The sequence below is a fragment of the Nostoc sp. NMS4 genome, from assembly GCF_017115095.1.
Classification (GTDB): Bacteria; Cyanobacteriota; Cyanobacteriia; order Cyanobacteriales; family Nostocaceae; genus Nostoc.
Window position 1 is genome coordinate 1 of sequence record NZ_JABXKI010000280.1, and the last position, 17,954, is coordinate 17,954.

The 17,954-nt window shown below is 41.0% G+C and carries 19 protein-coding genes and 1 pseudogene; 11 read left to right on the forward strand and 9 right to left on the reverse strand.

Translation table 11 applies throughout. The features are described 5' to 3' along the window. Window positions 1-439 (reverse strand): annotated as a pseudogene (locus HWQ37_RS26185) (transposase); the annotation flags it as partial. Window positions 440-729: 290 nt separating this feature from the next. Beyond that, window positions 730-2,445: an urease subunit alpha gene (ureC, locus tag HWQ37_RS26190; RefSeq protein WP_292752945.1), complete on the reverse strand. Its 1,716-nt coding sequence runs from the start codon at window positions 2,443-2,445 to the stop codon at window positions 730-732. A 297-nt stretch (window positions 2,446-2,742) separates the two neighbouring features. On the opposite strand from ureC, the gene HWQ37_RS26195 reads away from it, so the two are divergent. The 3 genes from HWQ37_RS26195 to HWQ37_RS26205 all read left to right on the forward strand — a co-directional run bounded on the left by HWQ37_RS26195 (window position 2,743) and on the right by HWQ37_RS26205 (window position 4,445). Further along, window positions 2,743-3,669 (forward strand): hypothetical protein, encoded by a 927-nt coding sequence (locus tag HWQ37_RS26195; protein ID WP_292752948.1) that lies wholly within the window; start codon window positions 2,743-2,745, stop codon window positions 3,667-3,669. A gap of 126 nt (window positions 3,670-3,795) precedes the next feature. Next, window positions 3,796-4,035, forward strand: a complete 240-nt coding sequence (locus tag HWQ37_RS26200; protein WP_292752951.1) for a hypothetical protein — start codon at window positions 3,796-3,798, stop codon at window positions 4,033-4,035. A gap of 5 nt (window positions 4,036-4,040) precedes the next feature. Further along, window positions 4,041-4,445: a pepsin/retropepsin-like aspartic protease family protein gene (locus HWQ37_RS26205; RefSeq protein ID WP_292752953.1), complete on the forward strand. Its 405-nt coding sequence runs from the start codon at window positions 4,041-4,043 to the stop codon at window positions 4,443-4,445. A gap of 55 nt (window positions 4,446-4,500) precedes the next feature. Here HWQ37_RS26205 and HWQ37_RS26210 read toward each other — a convergent pair whose 3' ends face one another. The 4 genes from HWQ37_RS26210 to HWQ37_RS26225 all read right to left on the reverse strand — a co-directional run bounded on the left by HWQ37_RS26210 (window position 4,501) and on the right by HWQ37_RS26225 (window position 7,167). Next, complete coding sequence (locus tag HWQ37_RS26210) at window positions 4,501-4,806, reverse strand: urease subunit beta (protein WP_292752956.1); 306 nt, start codon at window positions 4,804-4,806, stop codon at window positions 4,501-4,503. A 21-nt stretch (window positions 4,807-4,827) separates the two neighbouring features. Next, the gene (gene ureA / locus HWQ37_RS26215) at window positions 4,828-5,130 is read right to left on the reverse strand and encodes an urease subunit gamma (protein ID WP_292752959.1); all 303 of its coding nucleotides are present in this window, start codon (window positions 5,128-5,130) and stop codon (window positions 4,828-4,830) included. A 39-nt stretch (window positions 5,131-5,169) separates the two neighbouring features. After that, on the reverse strand, window positions 5,170-6,009 hold the full coding sequence (locus HWQ37_RS26220; protein WP_292752962.1) for an urease accessory protein UreD: 840 nt from the start codon (window positions 6,007-6,009) through the stop codon (window positions 5,170-5,172). Between the two features lie 219 nt (window positions 6,010-6,228). Continuing rightward, the gene (locus tag HWQ37_RS26225) at window positions 6,229-7,167 is read right to left on the reverse strand and encodes an NAD-dependent epimerase/dehydratase family protein (RefSeq protein WP_292752964.1); all 939 of its coding nucleotides are present in this window, start codon (window positions 7,165-7,167) and stop codon (window positions 6,229-6,231) included. Window positions 7,168-7,469: 302 nt separating this feature from the next. Between HWQ37_RS26225 and HWQ37_RS26230 the strand changes: the two genes are divergently transcribed. The 6 genes from HWQ37_RS26230 to HWQ37_RS26255 all read left to right on the forward strand — a co-directional run bounded on the left by HWQ37_RS26230 (window position 7,470) and on the right by HWQ37_RS26255 (window position 13,712). Continuing rightward, window positions 7,470-8,612, forward strand: a complete 1,143-nt coding sequence (locus tag HWQ37_RS26230; protein ID WP_292753037.1) for a glycosyltransferase — start codon at window positions 7,470-7,472, stop codon at window positions 8,610-8,612. A gap of 111 nt (window positions 8,613-8,723) precedes the next feature. After that, a complete protein-coding gene (locus HWQ37_RS26235; protein ID WP_292753040.1) occupies window positions 8,724-9,479 on the forward strand; it encodes an undecaprenyl-phosphate galactose phosphotransferase family protein in 756 nt (251 codons plus the stop codon). A 491-nt stretch (window positions 9,480-9,970) separates the two neighbouring features. Next, window positions 9,971-11,050 carry a GDP-mannose 4,6-dehydratase gene (gene gmd, locus HWQ37_RS26240; protein WP_292752967.1) on the forward strand — a complete coding sequence of 360 codons (1,080 nt, stop codon included), beginning with the start codon at window positions 9,971-9,973 and terminating at the stop codon, window positions 11,048-11,050. A gap of 24 nt (window positions 11,051-11,074) precedes the next feature. Further along, on the forward strand, window positions 11,075-12,019 hold the full coding sequence (locus HWQ37_RS26245; RefSeq protein ID WP_292752970.1) for a GDP-L-fucose synthase family protein: 945 nt from the start codon (window positions 11,075-11,077) through the stop codon (window positions 12,017-12,019). A gap of 68 nt (window positions 12,020-12,087) precedes the next feature. After that, a complete protein-coding gene (locus HWQ37_RS26250; protein ID WP_292752973.1) occupies window positions 12,088-12,663 on the forward strand; it encodes a 5-formyltetrahydrofolate cyclo-ligase in 576 nt (191 codons plus the stop codon). Between the two features lie 38 nt (window positions 12,664-12,701). Next, window positions 12,702-13,712, forward strand: a complete 1,011-nt coding sequence (locus tag HWQ37_RS26255; protein WP_292752976.1) for a catalase family protein — start codon at window positions 12,702-12,704, stop codon at window positions 13,710-13,712. Between the two features lie 460 nt (window positions 13,713-14,172). Here the strand turns inward: HWQ37_RS26255 and HWQ37_RS26260 are convergent, their stop codons facing one another. Next, on the reverse strand, window positions 14,173-14,637 hold the full coding sequence (locus HWQ37_RS26260; protein ID WP_292752979.1) for a hypothetical protein: 465 nt from the start codon (window positions 14,635-14,637) through the stop codon (window positions 14,173-14,175). 151 nt (window positions 14,638-14,788) lie between these two features. On the opposite strand from HWQ37_RS26260, the gene HWQ37_RS26265 reads away from it, so the two are divergent. Continuing rightward, the gene (locus tag HWQ37_RS26265; protein WP_292752982.1) at window positions 14,789-15,289 is read left to right on the forward strand and encodes an acyl-CoA thioesterase; all 501 of its coding nucleotides are present in this window, start codon (window positions 14,789-14,791) and stop codon (window positions 15,287-15,289) included. Between the two features lie 66 nt (window positions 15,290-15,355). Here HWQ37_RS26265 and HWQ37_RS26270 read toward each other — a convergent pair whose 3' ends face one another. Then, window positions 15,356-15,553 (reverse strand): hypothetical protein, encoded by a 198-nt coding sequence (locus tag HWQ37_RS26270; RefSeq protein ID WP_251956093.1) that lies wholly within the window; start codon window positions 15,551-15,553, stop codon window positions 15,356-15,358. A gap of 562 nt (window positions 15,554-16,115) precedes the next feature. Between HWQ37_RS26270 and HWQ37_RS26275 the strand changes: the two genes are divergently transcribed. Continuing rightward, on the forward strand, window positions 16,116-16,304 hold the full coding sequence (locus HWQ37_RS26275) for a type II toxin-antitoxin system HicA family toxin (protein WP_292752986.1): 189 nt from the start codon (window positions 16,116-16,118) through the stop codon (window positions 16,302-16,304). A gap of 319 nt (window positions 16,305-16,623) precedes the next feature. On the opposite strand, the gene dxr is transcribed toward HWQ37_RS26275, so the two are convergent. After that, the gene (dxr, locus tag HWQ37_RS26280) at window positions 16,624-17,820 is read right to left on the reverse strand and encodes a 1-deoxy-D-xylulose-5-phosphate reductoisomerase (RefSeq protein ID WP_292752989.1); all 1,197 of its coding nucleotides are present in this window, start codon (window positions 17,818-17,820) and stop codon (window positions 16,624-16,626) included. Window positions 17,821-17,954 lie beyond the last annotated feature (134 nt).

Genomic DNA, 17,954 nt, shown 5'->3' on the forward strand with positions numbered 1-17,954 from the left:
GCTGAAATTCTGTTGTGGAAGGAATTGCGTAGGCGAAGCCCGTCGTAGACATCGCACTTTTATGAAGCATTTTGAGTACAGATGGTTCTTCTATCTTATTGATAACTTCGACAATAGAGTTTGACACTTCTCCAAATCGTGTTTCTAGCACTGTAATGATGTTTTCTCTAGCATTTTCGACAATTCCTTCTTCTTTTGCTAGCCTTTCAATACTAGTTACGTACCGCATTTTATCTGCCTCTTCGTAACTTCTCACTTCTGTTTTAAAACTAAGCGCCAACTCTTTTGGCAAAACCATCACCCAGTCGATAAACCGAAATAGTTCCCGAATATCTTCCCGGCTATATCCCCGTTCATACAGCCATCTGACTAGGCTTAGTTTCCACTGTAGCCGATTTTGTGGGTTTCGTTGCGTTGCCTTGGTCTTGAGATGCGCCATCACAATCTAATTACTAATTCGTAATTCGTAATTCGTAATTCGTAATTCGTAATTGAAGAATAGAGAGTAACTTGATTAATCAATGAACACACAAAAGCGCGTAGCATTATTATTTTGAAGCAAGTGACTTTAGTTGTGGGATAATAATTACGAATTACGTTAGCGTAGCGGTAGCGAGTCCGCGATAGCGGAGCGGTAGCGAGTCTTCGAGCGTCGCGTCATTATCAATTACGAATTATTTTGACTTCTTTCCAAGGACTATCGTAATCAGTAAGTTGCTCGGTCATGAATTAAAACAAAAAGTACCTCTGTGCCATTGGTAAAATTGTCGCAGGTTCACAAATCAGCAACTCTCCATCAGCCCTAACTTGATATGTTTCTGGATCTACTTCAATGTGGGGTAGTGCATCATTCAGCTTCATATCCCGCTTACTCAATTTGCGTGTCCCAGAAACTGCAACTGCTGCCTTTTGTAAACCTAGCTGGCTGGGAATTTCTTTCTCTAAAGCTGCTTGCGAAACAAAAGTTAATGATGTGGCATGACGCGCACCGCCAAAACTACCAAACATCGATCGCATATAAACGGGTTGTGGTGTGGGAATACTGGCGTTAGCATCGCCCATTTGCGCCCATGCAATCATTCCGCCTTTAATAACTATCTCTGGTTTCACGCCAAAAAATGCAGGTCGCCACAAACATAAATCTGCTAATTTTCCCTCTTCCACTGAACCCACATATTGAGCAATTCCGTGAGCGATCGCTGGATTAATCGTATACTTAGCAACATACCTTTTTGCGCGAAAATTGTCTGCTTTTTCCTCAGTTCCTTGTGGGTTAAGAGTTCCTCGTTGTACCTTCATTTTGTGAGATGTCTGCCAGGTGCGAATTATCACTTCGCCTACCCTTCCCATTGCCTGAGAATCAGAAGAAATCATGCTAAATGCGCCTAAGTCGTGCAAAATGTCTTCAGCAGCAATGGTTTCTCGGCGGATGCGAGATTCGGCAAAAGCGACATCTTCAGCGATCGCAGGATCAAGATGATGACATACCATCAACATATCCAGGTGTTCATCTAAAGTGTTGACGGTGTAAGGACGTGTGGGATTGGTGGAAGATGGCAAAACATTGGCTTGGCTGCAAACCTTGATGATATCTGGTGCGTGTCCACCCCCTGCGCCTTCGGTGTGGTAGGTGTGGATGGTACGATTTTTGAAAGCTGCGATCGTATCTTCCACAAATCCGGCTTCATTCAATGTATCAGTATGAATTGCTACTTGTACATCATAAACATCGGCAACACTGAGGCAAGTATCAATTGCTGCGGGTGTAGTTCCCCAATCTTCATGAAGTTTTAACCCCATTGCACCGGCGGCTACTTGTTCTACAAGTCCTTGGGGTTGACTGGCGTTACCTTTTCCTAAAAACCCTAAGTTGACGGGAAAAGCATCAGCAGCTTGCAGCATTCGGTAAATATTCCAAGGGCCAGGGGTGCAGGTAGTGGCATTTGTACCCGTAGCTGGGCCAGTACCACCGCCGATCATGGTGGTTATGCCGGAAGCGATCGCCACTTCAATTTGTTGGGGGCAAATAAAATGAATATGGGCATCAATACCGCCAGCAGTGAGAATCATTCCTTCACCAGCTAAGGCTTCGGTTCCGGGTCCGATAATGATATCTATATTGTCTTGAATATAAGGATTTCCGGCTTTACCAATTTTGAAAATTTTGCCATCTTTAATGCCGATATCCGCTTTAACAATACCCCACCAATCGAGAATTAAGGCATTAGTAATGACTAAATCTACAGCACCATCAGCGTTAGAAATGGGGGATTGTCCCATCCCGTCTCTGATAACTTTACCGCCGCCAAATTTCACTTCATCGCCGTAGTTGGTGAAATCTTGTTCAACTTCAATAAATAATTCTGTATCTGCAAGTCGGATGCGATCGCCTACTGTTGGCCCATAGGTTTCGGCGTAGGCGCGGCGATCCATTCTGTAAGGCATAATGCTACTCCTGACGATGGTGTTGATTTTAATATTTTTCAGCACCGTTATGGGGATAAGGTGATAATTTTTGTCTAACTTGATATTTTTACGATGGCAGTAAATTTAGGGAAATAAATATTAATGAAATAAAACTGAAGTTAACAGTGACGAAGAATATTTGGCACATTTGCTGAAAAATTTCCGTATAAATACAGATTATATCCCAATGTTTACACAGGTAAGCTAAGAAAGCAAATGTACTCTGCATTATCTAGAGTTACATCTAAAATTTAATCAGATTTGGCATTTAATTATATGTTATTTGAAGCACTATTTGCTGCTGGTACAACAGTCCTCAGAGAGTTTGTAAGATGTACTGCTGTAGAGGTTATTCGTCATACAGTAGAAGTCATTCGTCATTGGGCTAAGTCCCGCAGCAATAAAGACTCTTCAAGTCAACAGACAAATAGTTCTTATAGTAACAAGACTGCTAAAAATGTAACTGAGGAACTTGAGATAATTGATGTTGAGGTTGTTGAACTTGAACGCAAAGAACGACGTGACGGCCATATATCCCGGCAAGATCAAGAACACAAGCAAGAACTAGAGCTTTTGCGAACTGATAAATTTAAGGAATATCAAGAACTTAAATCGGAAGAAATTGCGGAAGATCAGTGTGCAAGTCCTGAAGACTACGAAACCTCAACTTTAGACACTGATAAGGTTCATATACTGCAATTTCACATGGGTCAAGTTGTCTTAGAGAAAAAATGCAGTTGCGGAAAAGCGATGATTTTGCAGTCTCAAAAGCGTCTTGATGGCAGTCTTTACCAACTTAGTGACTTTTTCTGGGCTTGTACTGGCTTCTACAATAACCTGCCTCTACAATGCAAAAGAACAAAGAGCTTTACAGCTATGGATGTAGGTTTTCTTCATAAGTCTGATATTTTTGAATTTCAAGTTTCAAACCAACAACTTTCTACAATATTTGATGATACCTCTGTAAAAAAAGCAACAATCTCCCGAATAAAGTCACATCTGAAAGAAAAAGATGATGAAATACTTTGTCCGGTGCATCATTTGCCCATGATATTACGTGAAAAAATTCATCATTCAGGTGTTGCTCTGGATATGTTTTTTCTCGCATGTCCTCACACTGGATGCCAGCAAGTTGTTAAGTTAAAATCACCTGCTCAGTTGGCCGCCTACTTGAAACGGAGAGAGGGGCGTGGAATTCTCTAGAATGTAATTCAGAATGTAATTCAAATAATTAATCAATTAAGCTAAATATTGGGTTTGTGAAATTATGCAATTCTCTACAAGATGGTAAAAACCAAGGGGCTTTCGAGAATTTGGTTTATGCTATAAATGAGCGTTCTTGAAGGCGTAGACAGAATGACCCTAGCAGATATAATTCCTATAGCTCGAAAGCTTTCTCCATCAGAAAAGCTCAAGTTAATTCGCATCCTTGCCGAAGATTTAGATACAGCCGAGGATATTTCTCCATTGGAACCCTTCAAAACTTACGATTTACCTACTCCTTATAATAGCTTTGGGGCTGGTGCAGTCATGATGGAAGCACTCAAATCACAGGATTCGAGTGATTAACCTCTATGCGGTTTAATTATTCAACCACAAGTTCCACTCAAAACGAATTTGATAGCTTACCCAGAATTCCCCTAGTTTTAAGTCGAGAAAATCACAGCATAGAAGTAAGCGGTTTAGTTGATAGCGGTGCTACTGTCAATGTTATGCCCTATGAACTAGGGCTTCAGTTGGGTGGAATTTGGGATGAGCGTAAAGCTATTATTCAATTGGCAGGAAATCTCAGCAATCAAGCTGCTATACCATTTTTCGCAAGGGCTGAAATTAGCAATTTTCCACCTGTGGAGTTAGTATTTGCATGGGTAATCAGTCTTAATGCTCCTTTAATTCTTGGACAAACAAATTTTTTCTTGGAATTCGATGTTTGTTTTTATCGTTCAAAATTAGAGTTTGAAATTAAACCTATTCAATAAGCTTTTTTAAATGCAAAGGGACGCTAAGGAAAGTGCAGAGGTTCGCGGAGGGTTTTTAGAGGTTTCCGTTAATTTTGGCGTTGAAGCCGTAGATTTGGCGAGTACCGACGAGGGGGATTAGTGTGATTTCTTTTTCGTCGCCTGGTTCAAAGCGAACTGCGGTTCCTGCGGGGATATCGAGGCGCATTCCTCTGGCTTGTTCTCTGTCAAAGTTTAAGGCGGTGTTAACTTCATAAAAGTGATAGTGGGAACCAACTTGTATGGGGCGATCGCCTGTATTTGACACTTGTAATTTTATAGTTGGACGACCAACATTTAGTTCAATTTCACCTTCTAGTGTGATAATTTCTCCAGGAATCATAATAAATTCAAAGTTCCAAACTTAACGAATTGGATTATGTACTGTTACTAACTTTGTGCCATCAGGAAAAGTTGCTTCTACCTGTACGTCATGCACCATTTCAGGTATACCTTCCATGACATCATCTTGCGTTAAGAGAGTTGTACCATAACTCATTAATTCAGCTACAGTTTGCCCATCTCTTGCACCTTCTAAAATGGCAGCAGAAATATAAGCGATCGCTTCAGGATAATTCAGTTTTAAACCCCTTCCTTTACGTCGTTCTGCTAATAAAGCAGCAGTAAAAATTAATAGCTTATCTTTTTCCTGCGGCGTAAGTTGCATTCCTATCTCCTCTGTGTTCTCTGCGCCTCTGCGGTTAGTTTAAACCTGCCATACTCTTGGTATACAATTACCACGATTCAAAAAAGAAACTCGCAGCAACTGCCAAACATCAATAAACCAGTTTCTCACCTCAGATGTAGAAGTACCGCGATATCGACACAATAATCCATGTTGTAACCGACTAACACCCGCTTCTCCTTCCCCATGCCATAAATTTCGCGTTTTTTCGATGATTTCTGCGGAAACTGCACCACCAACCCAAACTAGACTACCTACGATTGGTTTTCCAGCCAAGCCATGAGGACTGTGAAAAACATCTTCACTACCCGGTAAGTATTGGCGATCGATCCATAAAGGAATACCTTGTTGCCAAATTTCGGTATGCGATCGCCATTCTCCAAGGTAAAATCTCTCTCCTCTAGCAGTGCGACCAAATCGGGTAATTTCCCAGCCTAACCAACTGCCCCCGGTTGCTAATTCTACCCGTAAATCTTGCCGATAAATCGCCCCGTTAAATAAAATTGTCTCTTGCGGCAACCATTCTAAACAAGCGCCAGCATCAACTTGTATCTGGATGCTTTGTCTAGCTTGCAGTGCATTACTGCGGTATATCTTGCTTGCAGCAGCCGTGGTAATTAAGGTTTGGGCTTGGGGTTGGAGGTGGACATTAGAGGAAAGGCGATCGCCTCCCACAACTCCCCCAGCCGTGTGTAAAATGACGCTATGACAAACTCTTTCGCCCTCTGGGTAAAATGGGCGTTGTACCTTCAGAGGCGCTTGTTGGTGATTGTAAATTAACTGGGTTTTATTTTGGCGATCGGCGTAGACTAAATTAAGTTTTCCATGCCAACCGTCTGCTGTTTGTGAGTTGCAGATCATTTATGAAATAAATATTAAATTTCAGGTGAATTAAATTTCATTAATTCACCCTACCAGTGTTTTACCTGCAATTTATCATTATTTGTTCGATAACTTTAATAACGAATGATAATGTCATCCAAAGAATGCCAGAAAAAATTTTGATGTATGTAAATTCAGCCTTTTCGGTCAGAATTCAGAATTCATTCTGAATTCTGTTTGATAATTACGAATTACGAATTACGAATTATTTAAAATTTCCTCATCGACAGAAAAATCTACTTCAGCTTTGTCTTTTGCATTAGCTAAATAATCATTTTCCAGAGAGTCTTGTAAACCAGAAATCAAATCATATTCAGGATGCCAATTTAATTCTGTTTGCGCTTTATTCACCGAAGCAAAGAAATGCTGCACCCGCATCGGAAAAGCTTTGCGCTTGCCGAAATCAAACTTTTTCGGGTCATAGTGGACGATTTTTACAGCATCAGGTGATTTACCAGCCGCTACAGCACTGGCACGGGCTAAACCATCAAAAGTGACAAAGCGATCGCCAGAGATATTATAAATCTGCCCTATGGCTTGTTTATTGCCTAAAACCTGAGTCATTGCCTGTGCTAAATCTTTGACATGACCTAGCTGAGTAATATGCAACCCATTTCCGGGAATCGGAACGGGGCGATCGCGCACAATTCTGTCAAAAAACCAACCTTCCAACTCATTATAATTACGAGGCCCGTAAATATAAGTAGGACGAATAGAAGTAAAGGGCAATCCTAATTGAGTTAAGTAAGCTTCTGTTTCATGTTTACCCTTATGCCGACTTTTAGGATCTACTAAATCTCCTTCGACATGGGGTAGTTGGTCAGATTTGAGATACACCCCCGCAGAACTCATATACACAAAATGTTGCACTCGGTCTTTAAAAATTTCTGCTAGTGGTTGAGTATCAGTAAGTTCTCGCCCATTATTGTCAAAAATGACATCAAAATTTTCTTGTGATAACTTTGCCTTTAATTGGTTAGCGTCAGTGCGATCGCCTATAATTTGTCCTACTCCCTGTAAAGAAGGTGCTGGGCGATTCCCACGATTGAACAGCACCACCTCATGTCCTTCTTCCACTAATAGTTGAGTCAAATAGACACCAATGAACCGAGTACCACCCATAATCAGAATTCGCATAAATTCACCCTTTCTATATCAGTTTTCATCAAGAGAGTAGAGAGTAGGGGAGACAAGGGAGACAAGGGAGATAAACAAAACTCCTAACTCTTGTACAGACGCGATTCATCGCGTCTCTACTCCTAACGCCCCATACCCATTCTGAGATTATCAGGTTGCCGTATCCATCTGGAACCTCTGAAGGAAAGATTGCGTCTTGTGTGCTAATCTGGGGCGCTTCCCGTTAATTAATCACAAGGGGAAACTTTTCGGTCGGAGTCTAAGAAAACTATCTTCAATTTTGAATTTTGAATTCTTTAGCTGTGCCTTTGAAATATGCTCTAGTTCATGAGTGGCTGACACCCAAAGCCACAGGTGGTTCAGAACTCGTTGTCCGAGAAATTTTGAATCACATTGATGCTGATTTGTATGCTCTCATAGATTTTGAATCCAGTAATAAAGAAAGTTATTTGTACAAGCGTCAGATTGGCAAGACGTTTCTCCAAAACTTTCCTTATGCCCGCAATGGTATACAAAAATACTTACCTTTGTGGCCTTTGGCAATCGAACAACTTGATTTGCGACATTATGATGTAATTCTGTCTTCATCTCACGCTGTTGCCAAAGGAATCCTTACCACTCCCGAACAGATGCATATTTGCTACTGTCACAGCCCAATGCGCTATGCCTGGGACTTAACTTTTGATTATCTACGCCACAGCAAACTGGGTAGTGGTTTACCTGGGTGGGTGACACGATATTTATTACATCGTTTGCGTCAGTGGGATGTATTGAGCGCCAATCGCGTTGATTACTTCATTGCCAACTCGCAGCACACAGCTCGGCGGATTTGGCGTTGCTATCGAAGAGAAGCAACAGTCATTTACCCACCAGTGAATATTGCGGAATTTCCGTTTCTGTCTGAGAAAGACGACTTTTATCTGACAGTTTCCCGATTAGTGAGTTACAAGCAAATATCCTTGATTGTCAATGCTTTTAATCAACTAAAACGACCATTAGTAGTCATTGGTACAGGAGATGAAATGAACAAGATTCGTGAGATGGCAAACTCAAATATCCAAATACTCGGTTGGCAACCCGATAATGTGGTAAAAAAATATATGTCTAGAGCTAAGGCGTTTGTGTATGCAGCTTGTGAAGATTTTGGTATTGCCCTAGTGGAGGCACAGGCCTGCGGCACGCCAGTAATTGCTTATGGTGCAGGGGGAGCTCTAGAAACAGTGCGAGATATCGGCTCTTGTGTAGATACAGGGACAGGTATATTTTTCAGGACGCAAACAGAGGCGGCTTTAGTGGAGGCAGTAGAAAAGTTTGAAATGTATGAAGGTTCCTTTAATTCTGAGTATATGCGATCGCACGCCGCGCAGTTCTCACCGCAAATCTTTGCAGATCGTTATCTAGAGTTTGTAAACAAGTGCAACGAAAAAAGACCATTTTTCCCATAATGGTCTTGGTTAACGTCTTATTTTTTTAGGCTTTTGGCAATTTCCCCCAGAAGCACCTCATTTTGGCTTTAATATTGGGACTATGTGTGGTGTGGATTATTAAGGAGTATGATGACTGCCCAGAGCTCACTCCTCTCCGGCAAGCGAGGCGTAAGGCAAGACACTAGAGCGTCTACGCGTTTCTTAAAACGCGGTCAAAAAACAAAGACGCCAAAAGTTAAGCCCAAAGGTTTATCTTTTCAGGGTTTAAACGGAGAGTTTGCCAAACGACTGTTCGATATAGTGTTTTCGCTGTCGGTATTAATTTTGTTCTTCCCCGTCTACTTAATTTTGACCTTGCTGATTGCCTTTAGCTCAGAAGGCCCAATTTTTTATGTCCAGGAACGGGTAGGGAAAAATTACAAAGCGTTTAATTGTATTAAATTCCGAACAATGGTAAGCAATGCGGACGAAATCCTCATGCAAATGATGGAAACATCGCCCGAATTGCGACAAGAATTTGAGAGCAGTTTTAAGCTGAAACAAGACCCCAGGATTACCAAAATTGGTCGATTTTTGCGAATTACTAGCTTAGACGAATTTCCCCAGTTCTGGAACGTTTTAAAAGGGGACATGAGTGTAGTCGGCCCCCGACCTCTAGTAGCAGAAGAACTGCCAAAATACGGTTATCACATTGATGAGATATTAACAATCCGTCCAGGAATTACTGGTTTATGGCAGGTATCTGGGCGTAATGACATTCCCTACCCTCGAAGAGTCCAAATAGACCTGCATTATGTCAAATTTAGGAATTTCTGGCTTGATTTATGGATCATCTTGAAAACTGTTGATGTGGTAATTCTACCCAAAAATAACGGTGCATACTGAGTAACTACTTAGGGTCGATTCTGTGGGGCATTTAATGCCCCTAATTACCAATTCTTTGCTCAAGACTCAAGGATTGCCGATATTTATTTCTAAAATTTGGGTTTTTCTACTTAACTTAAGACTTCTGTGAGTGTATATTTTGGCCTTTTTGCCTTGATTCGCATTTTTGCCAGAGGTCTAATTTAAAATGCTTATTTTATTAAGTCTTCACAAAACCAGAGATATATGAAGCTTTGACAAAAAACAACATACATAAAAATACTTTCCAGCTATCTGGTAAAAAAGAACATATACATAATTAAACAATCTTTAGCTATCAAAGGTTAGACTTACGTGGTATATTACTTTTCATTAAGTATATTTATTTACGGAAAAAGTCTTATAACAACAATAATTCGTAGGTTTCCCATTAGGCAATTCAGCAATTAGTTGCTAGGTTGTATCAGATCGGGTGTAACTTTTTAATCAAAGACAATAAGGGATAATTGAGCATGACGCAACAGAAGCGAGCGTTGATTACTGGTATTACTGGACAAGATGGTTCATATCTCAGTGAGTTTTTGTTGGAACAAGGTTATGAGGTTCATGGCATCATTCGCCGCACTTCTACCTTCAACACAGACCGCATCGATCACATTTACGAAGATCCCCATAAAGAGGGAGTACGGTTGTTTCTTCACTACGGTGACTTGACAGATGGTACAACGTTGCGGCGAATTTTAGAAGACGTAAAGCCAGTAGAGATTTACAACCTCGGCGCTCAATCCCATGTCAGAGTCAGCTTTGATTCACCAGAATACACAGTAGATGCTGTAGGAATGGGGACATTGCGTTTGTTGGAAGCAATTCGAGACTACCAGCATCGTACCGGAATTCAGGTGCGATTTTACCAGGCGGGTTCTTCAGAAATGTACGGTTTAGTACAAGCAATACCTCAAACTGAGACAACGCCCTTTTATCCCCGCAGTCCCTACGCCTGTGCGAAAGTTTACGCCCACTGGCAAACTATAAATTATCGTGAGTCTTATAATTTGTTTGCTTGTAATGGCATACTTTTTAACCACGAGTCACCACGGCGGGGTGAAACCTTTGTAACCCGTAAAATTACTAGAGCGGTGGCTGGTATTGTTGCTGGTAAGCAGAAAAAGATTTACATGGGTAATCTAGATGCCAAGCGAGATTGGGGCTATGCAAAGGATTACGTCAAAGCAATGTGGTTGATGTTGCAGAAAGACCAGCCAGACGATTACGTAATTGCTACTGGTGAAACCCATTCTGTGCGCGAGTTTTTGGAACTGGCATTTAGTTATGTAAATCTTAATTGGCAAGATTATGTAGAGTTTGATGAGCGCTACCTCCGTCCATCTGAGGTAGAGTTGTTGATTGGCGATTCTACCAAAGCACAGCAGAACTTGGGCTGGGCACCATCAGTAACCTTTGAAGAACTAGTTTCTCTAATGGTAGAAGCAGACTTACAAGCATTGGGTCACACTTCACCCAATGGAAATGGTTCACAATTTCCAGCTGATATTGCGACTATTCGTCAAACACTGGGCGCTTTGCACTTCTGATTCCGCACCACAGAGGATAAAAATATGACTGCCTTAGAATTAAAAAATAAACGCATTCTCGTCACTGGTGGGTCGGGGTTTCTAGGTCGTCAGGTGATAGATCAACTGTGTAAAGCAGGGGCTGATCGTGAGAAGATTACAATACCGCGATCGCACGATTCCGATTTGCGTGTCTGGGAAAATAGCCAGCGTGTAGTTGACCAGCAAGACATTATTATTCACCTAGCAGCTCATGTCGGTGGTATCGGTTTAAACCGCGAAAAACCCGCAGAGTTGTTCTACGATAACTTGATCATGGGAACCCAGCTAATTCATGCTGCCTATCAAGCTGGAGTAGAAAAATTTGTTTGTGTTGGCACAATCTGCGCCTATCCTAAATTCACTCCAGTGCCATTCAAAGAAGACGATCTTTGGAATGGCTACCCAGAGGAAACTAATGCCCCTTACGGAATTGCAAAAAAAGCACTTTTAGTTCAATTGCAATCTTACCGTCAGCAGTACGGTTTTAATGGGATTTACCTACTGCCAGTAAATTTATATGGACCAGAAGATAACTTTGACCCTGGAAGTTCTCACGTTATTCCAGCGTTAGTTCGCAAAGTTCACGAAGCCCAAATTAAAGCCGAAAAGCAACTCCCAGTTTGGGGTGATGGCAGTCCTACCCGTGAGTTTCTGTATTCAGAAGACGCAGCGCGGGGGATTGTTATGGGAACTCAATTCTATAACGAATCGGAACCAGTTAACTTAGGAACTGGTTATGAAATCTCTATCCTTGATTTAGTAACTCTAATCTGCGAATTGATGGAGTTTAAGGGTGAAATTGTCTGGCAAACTGATAAGCCTAATGGTCAACCCCGACGCTGTTTAGATACTGAACGAGCAAAGCAAGCCTTTAATTTCACGGCTCAGGTGAGTTTTGAAGAAGGGCTGAAGAATACCATTGAGTGGTATCGTCAACACGCTACATAACTATGTACTGCTGAATTTAGAGTGATACAAGCTGGGTGATCCCCAGCTTATTTTTTTGACTATTTGTTATGGACAAAGTTAATCATCAACTAAATAAAGCAGAATTGCGCCGCACTCTACTCAAAACACGTAAATCAATGTCCGTTGGAGAATGGAGAGAAAAAAGCGATCGCATTAGCTCTAATTTACAAAACTCTACTTTGTTTACCCAAGCAAAAACAATACTCGCTTATTTCAGCTTTCGTCAAGAACCTGACCTTAGCCCCCTATTTGCCAACACCAAACACCGTTGGGGATTTCCTCGCTGCGTTAATGAATCCATACATTGGCATATTTGGACACCTGAAGATTCTCTCCAAAGTGGCGCTTATGGCATTACTGAACCCCATCCCGACGCGCCAACCTTAGACCCTACCGAAGTAGATTTGATTCTCGTTCCGAGTGTAGCTTGCGATTATCAAGGATATCGCCTCGGTTATGGCGGCGGATATTACGATCGCTTGCTCAGTTTACCGCAGTGGCAGACAAAGCCGACCATCGGAATTGTCTTTGATTTTGCCTATCTGTCCCAAATACCTATAGAACCTTGGGATAAACCACTACAAGCTATTTGTACGGAAACCGGATTGACTCGCAAAGGTTGAAGGATTCAGGATAATGAAGACATCTCATAAAATGTTTTATGACTAATCCAACGTCATCTACCACTGAGCAGGAAGCAATAATCGACGGGATTATCGCAAGTAGTCTCCAAGCTCAACAAAAAACAGGCCCAGACCTCCGCCAAATTCATAGCAAAAGTCATGGACTCCTTTGGGGAGAGTTTATTATTGAACCCAATCTTCCTGAAAACCTGAAAGTAGGTTTATTCAAAACGCCCCAAACCTATCCTGCATGGATTCGTTTCTCTAGTGGTGGTTCGCCTGAAAAACGTGGTAAATTCCACTCCGACAGCCAGCCTGATGTTCGCGGTATCGCCATCAAGGTGATGAATGTGGAGGGGCAAAAAGTCCTGGATGATGAAGAAAAAACTCAAGATTTTATACTCAACAATTATCCTACTTTCTTTACCAAAGACGTTCGTGATTACGCCGATCTTTCCCAAGCAGGTAGTGGACAACTTTCCCCAGAACGGCTGGAAGAACTTGGTTACGCCTTTGCTATCTTGCAAAAAGTTGTCAGCCACAAGGTAGGAAATCCACTTTTAATTCAATATTGGAGCATGGCTCCGTTTAAATTTGGTGAGCGGATTGTAAAATTATCTGTCAAATCTCAACAGCCGGAACAACCACCAGAAACACTTCCAGAATCAGAAAATTACCTCCGAGAAACGCTCGTAAAATATTTGACTGAAGAAGGTCGAGAAGCGTCTTTTGACTTCCTAATTCAGTTTTATGTAGACGATGAAAAAACACCGATTGAAGACCACGTTCAGGAATGGCAAGAAGTAGATTCACCATTTATTAAAGTTGCGACTGTCCGTGTTCCTAGTCAGAAGTTTGACTTTGAAGAACGCAAACGCTTAGATGAGGGTTTGCTGTTTTCCCCTTGGCATACACTGCTAGAGCATGAACCTGTTGGAAGTGTGAATCTCTCTCGCAAGAGGCTTTACAGCGAACTTGCAAAGTATCGACGAGAACAAATTGCCCAACGCTTGCAAGAACCACAACCTTATGTTGCGGTTGAAGATTAACTACTATGACTTGGCTTCAAACTGTAGGATGATAGGCTATAAGCCTACTTGATTAGATCCGATTTCTGGTGTTGCTGATTTGAAGCATAAAAGTTATAAGTTCTGCAACCAAAACTCTTGTAGAGGCGTAAGATTTACGTCTCTACATCTATATGGATTTAGATTCCGACTTATTGAAGAAGTCGGGTATCTTGAATTGCTTTAACCGGATTTTTGATGATAGGTTACGATAAAATTAACCAAATTCTTAAGTAAAGCTATGTCTGACTCAGTTCAATATGTCACTAATGCACAGGGAGAAAAAGTTGGAGTACTATTAGATTTAGAAACTTACCAACAGCTAAACAATTTATCTGTATTGAATTAAAAAAGGAAATTCACAATAATTTTGCTTCTTTTAATTGTCTCTAAGCGCAAGCAATAATTATATATAGCTTTCACTGTATTGAACTATTTCAAATTATCCAAGATTTTCCCATTCACCCCATTCATCCTGACACCAGCCAAGACTACGCCAGTACCCACTATAATTGGATTGTTTTTCAAAAGCAAACGAAAGAAAGCTTTCGCCTGTTTTTAGACGTAACCGATTGTTACCACTAGTATCGAATAAGAATAGTAAAATAGTAACATGAAAAGTATCCCCCGACTCTTCAGTTCCTATGATATCGCCACCAATTAAGGCTGACCAAGTTACAGATAGAGGGAATTCTCCTTTTTCATCAGTCCATATCCAACGACCAAATGATGGACAATTCGGGTTTTCAATATTTAATTGAATTTCAGGATCGCGATGAAAATCCTGCCCAACAAACTGATGAAAATCATCTAACAAAGAATCGATGATTTCATACCATATTTCTTTGCGGTATGCTTGTTCTTGTTTTCCTGCCTCCCAAAGCTTCTTTTCAAGTTCTAAATTCATGTTTTAACACTCACATACCGGAGATTAGGCTGCATAACAAAACACTCCCTGCGATCGGAAGGTAAATATTAAATCAATAAGTCCGGCAACACAATTAATTTTTATGCTATTCAATAATTTAGAAAATTTATAGATACTGAGAAACTTGAAAATGTCAGAAGAAAAATCCAGTCAACCAAAACTACCACCAACCAGCGCCCTTGATAATCCATCCAGTCACGAGTTTGGGAATTGGTTTGAATATCCTGTGAGAGTGCAACCCCACCACACTGATTATGCCGGTCTTGTCTGGCACGGTTCTTATATAGCTTGGATGGAAGAAGCGCGGATTGAGTGCTTGCGATCTATAGGGATTGAATTTGCTGATTTAGTTGCTATAGGCTGCGATTTACCAGTTGTAGAACTGTCGGTGCGCTATCACCGTTCAATTCAATTGGGTATGGCAGTGTTGGTAAAAACCCGCATGGCTGAAGTGACTGGTGTCCGCATCAATTGGGATTATGCCATTGTCTCAACTGATGGACAAGAATTGTATGTCACTGCCAAGGTGACTTTAGTAGCTTTAGATCGTGAAAGAGGGAAGATTATGCGTCAGTTGCCGCCGAGTTTTAAGGATGCCTTAGCGAAAATTTCAGCATTAAATAACAATTGACCAAGAAAAATTGTCATTTCATATTTTATACTTCACCTTTCATTAGCAAAAGTGAAGTATATATTTTTACTTTCCAGTTTGGATCTGCGACAGATTTTGAGCAAACTGCGTTACATAATGCCAAATATCTTGTGGAGTAATGCCAAAACTAATATTTAATAAAACAAGGATTGCCGCAAGAGTTAATGCAGTACTCACGGTTGCTTTCAGCAATTTCCATAATATTATGAAGATTATCCAAGCTATAATCAACGTAATAATCATATATATTAATTCCTTAATAATTGCCCTTGTCTGAGAAGGTCTTTATTTATAAAGGGTAAATTTTTATCTGAAGTAAAAATTACTAGTGCTAAAGCTATTAGACCTAATTTGGAATAGATACTAAAGCTCAGATTTTTGTCTAACTGTGCCAATGCCATATTAGCTGAAAACGATCCAATTATTCGGGTAAAAGGCAACTTATTTGGCAATTTGGCAGAATTACTGGAAAGACTTTTTTAAGTTTTGTGTATCAATAATCACAAGATACAAGAGTTAGATTAGGACTCCGATTTGATTTTTGAAAACATCCTGAGAATGAAAAGGCTGTTGTATCAGGGTTTCATTTGAAATTTTGTTGAAGGATTCGATTTATCAAATGTTGGTGATAGTGTAACTGTTCGTTTATCTAAAGACAACCTATTAAATCGACAGGCGATCGAAATATTTGCTAAATTTAAAAATAATGTTCTCAACCAGTTACAAGGAGTGATTCGTCATCATAGTTAGAGAAATTAAATTCACAGAATTAGAGAAATTGCTCTTAGAGACAGGGTTTGTAACCATGCAGACCTTTGGCTCTCAAAAGATTTACCAGCATCCATCATCTGGTACATTAATAGTTCTGCCTAATTACGAGCAACAAGCGTATGTCAGAACATTGCATTTAGTTGCAGTGCGACGAATACTGTCGGAAAATCGCTTGATGGATAGCGATCGCTTCAACAGTTTTTTGAACAAGGTAGCAAGCTAAATGCTACATGCGATCGCATTTATGATGTTAAGCAAGTGCGATGTCTGACGACAAGCCTTACGGCTACGCATTTTTTGGGTACAGGGAGACTCAGATTGCACTTCCATAAGCCTTATGGCTACGCATTTATTAGGGTTGAAGAGAAAGTGCGATCGCTAAATTTCAGATTTATTTAGGTTTTTAAGATAGCTGAAATCCTACTATCAGCCTATTTTCTCCAATAGTGCTTCATCGTTAGCCTTCAGCATTAGACTGAAGGCTAAACAAGAATTGATCGAGAAGTATAAAATCTGTCTTTTGGGTATCTAAATGAAGGTTTTTATCGCAGAGAAATTATCCGGGAGTGAGTTTCTAAGGTTTCAATTGCTGTTAAAACTTCTTGTCTTGCCCATTTATCTGCTGCCAAAATGTCATCTAAAGACGGATTAGTACGGTGATCATTTTGATGGCGATCGCACACCAATTCGATACACCGGGGAATATCTAAAAACCGAATTTTTTCATCTAAAAATAAAGCCACAGCTTGCTCATTGGCGGCATTTAATACAGCTGGCATGGAACCACCAGCTTTACCCACAGCATAAGCCAACTGCATACAAGGATACTTTTGGTGATCTGGTTCGCGGAAGGTTAAATTTCCAGCTTTGACTAAATCTAGTCGTTCCCAGTTGGTGTAGATGCGATCGGGCCAAGATAGCGCATACAGCAAAGGTAAGCGCATATCTGGCCAACCGAGTTGGGCTAAAACTGAAGTATCTTGCAGTTCAATCAGCGAGTGAATAATGCTCTGGGGATGAATGACAATTTCGATATTGTCATAATCCAACCCAAACAGAAAGTGAGCCTCAATTACTTCCAGCCCTTTATTCATCAAAGTAGCAGAATCTACAGTGATTTTCCGCCCCATCGACCAATTAGGATGCTTAAGAGCGTCAGCAACGGTTACATCTGCTAACTTTTCTACATCCCAGTCGCGGAAAGCCCCACCGGATGCAGTCAGCAAAATTTTCCGCAAGCCGCCCTTTGGCACACCTTGGAGGCATTGAAAAATGGCGGAATGTTCGGAATCGGCTGGGAGTAATTTTACACCATGTTTTTCGACTAGGGGTAGAACCACAGGGGCCCCAGCAATCAGGGTTTCTTTGTTCGCTAAGGCAATATCTTTACCAGCTTCAATCGCTGCGATCGTGGGTAGCAAACCAGCACAACCAACGATCCCAGTCACAACGGTTTGCGAATCGCCATAACGGGCGACTTCTATCACTCCGGCATCACCTGCCAGTAGAATCGGTTGGGGATCGAGGTCAATGATTGCTTCTTTGAGGGCTGGTAATTTATCTTCTGAGCAAATGGCTGCTATTTCTGGTCGAAACTGCCGAATTTGAGCCGCCAACATTTCCACATTGCTACCAGCTGCCAATCCCACAATCCGAAACTGATCTGGGTACTGAGTGACAATATCTAAAGTCTGAGTACCAATAGAACCAGTGGAACCAACAAGAGTAATCGCTTTCACAATTGCTTAAGGATTTACAGACAACTCCCACTATAAATTGCTGAGGACTCTTTAATCACAGCAATCACTATATATCGATACATTACGAAGAGGAGAGACGTGTTGAGGGCAGAAGAAAAATTTTCCGTCTCCTT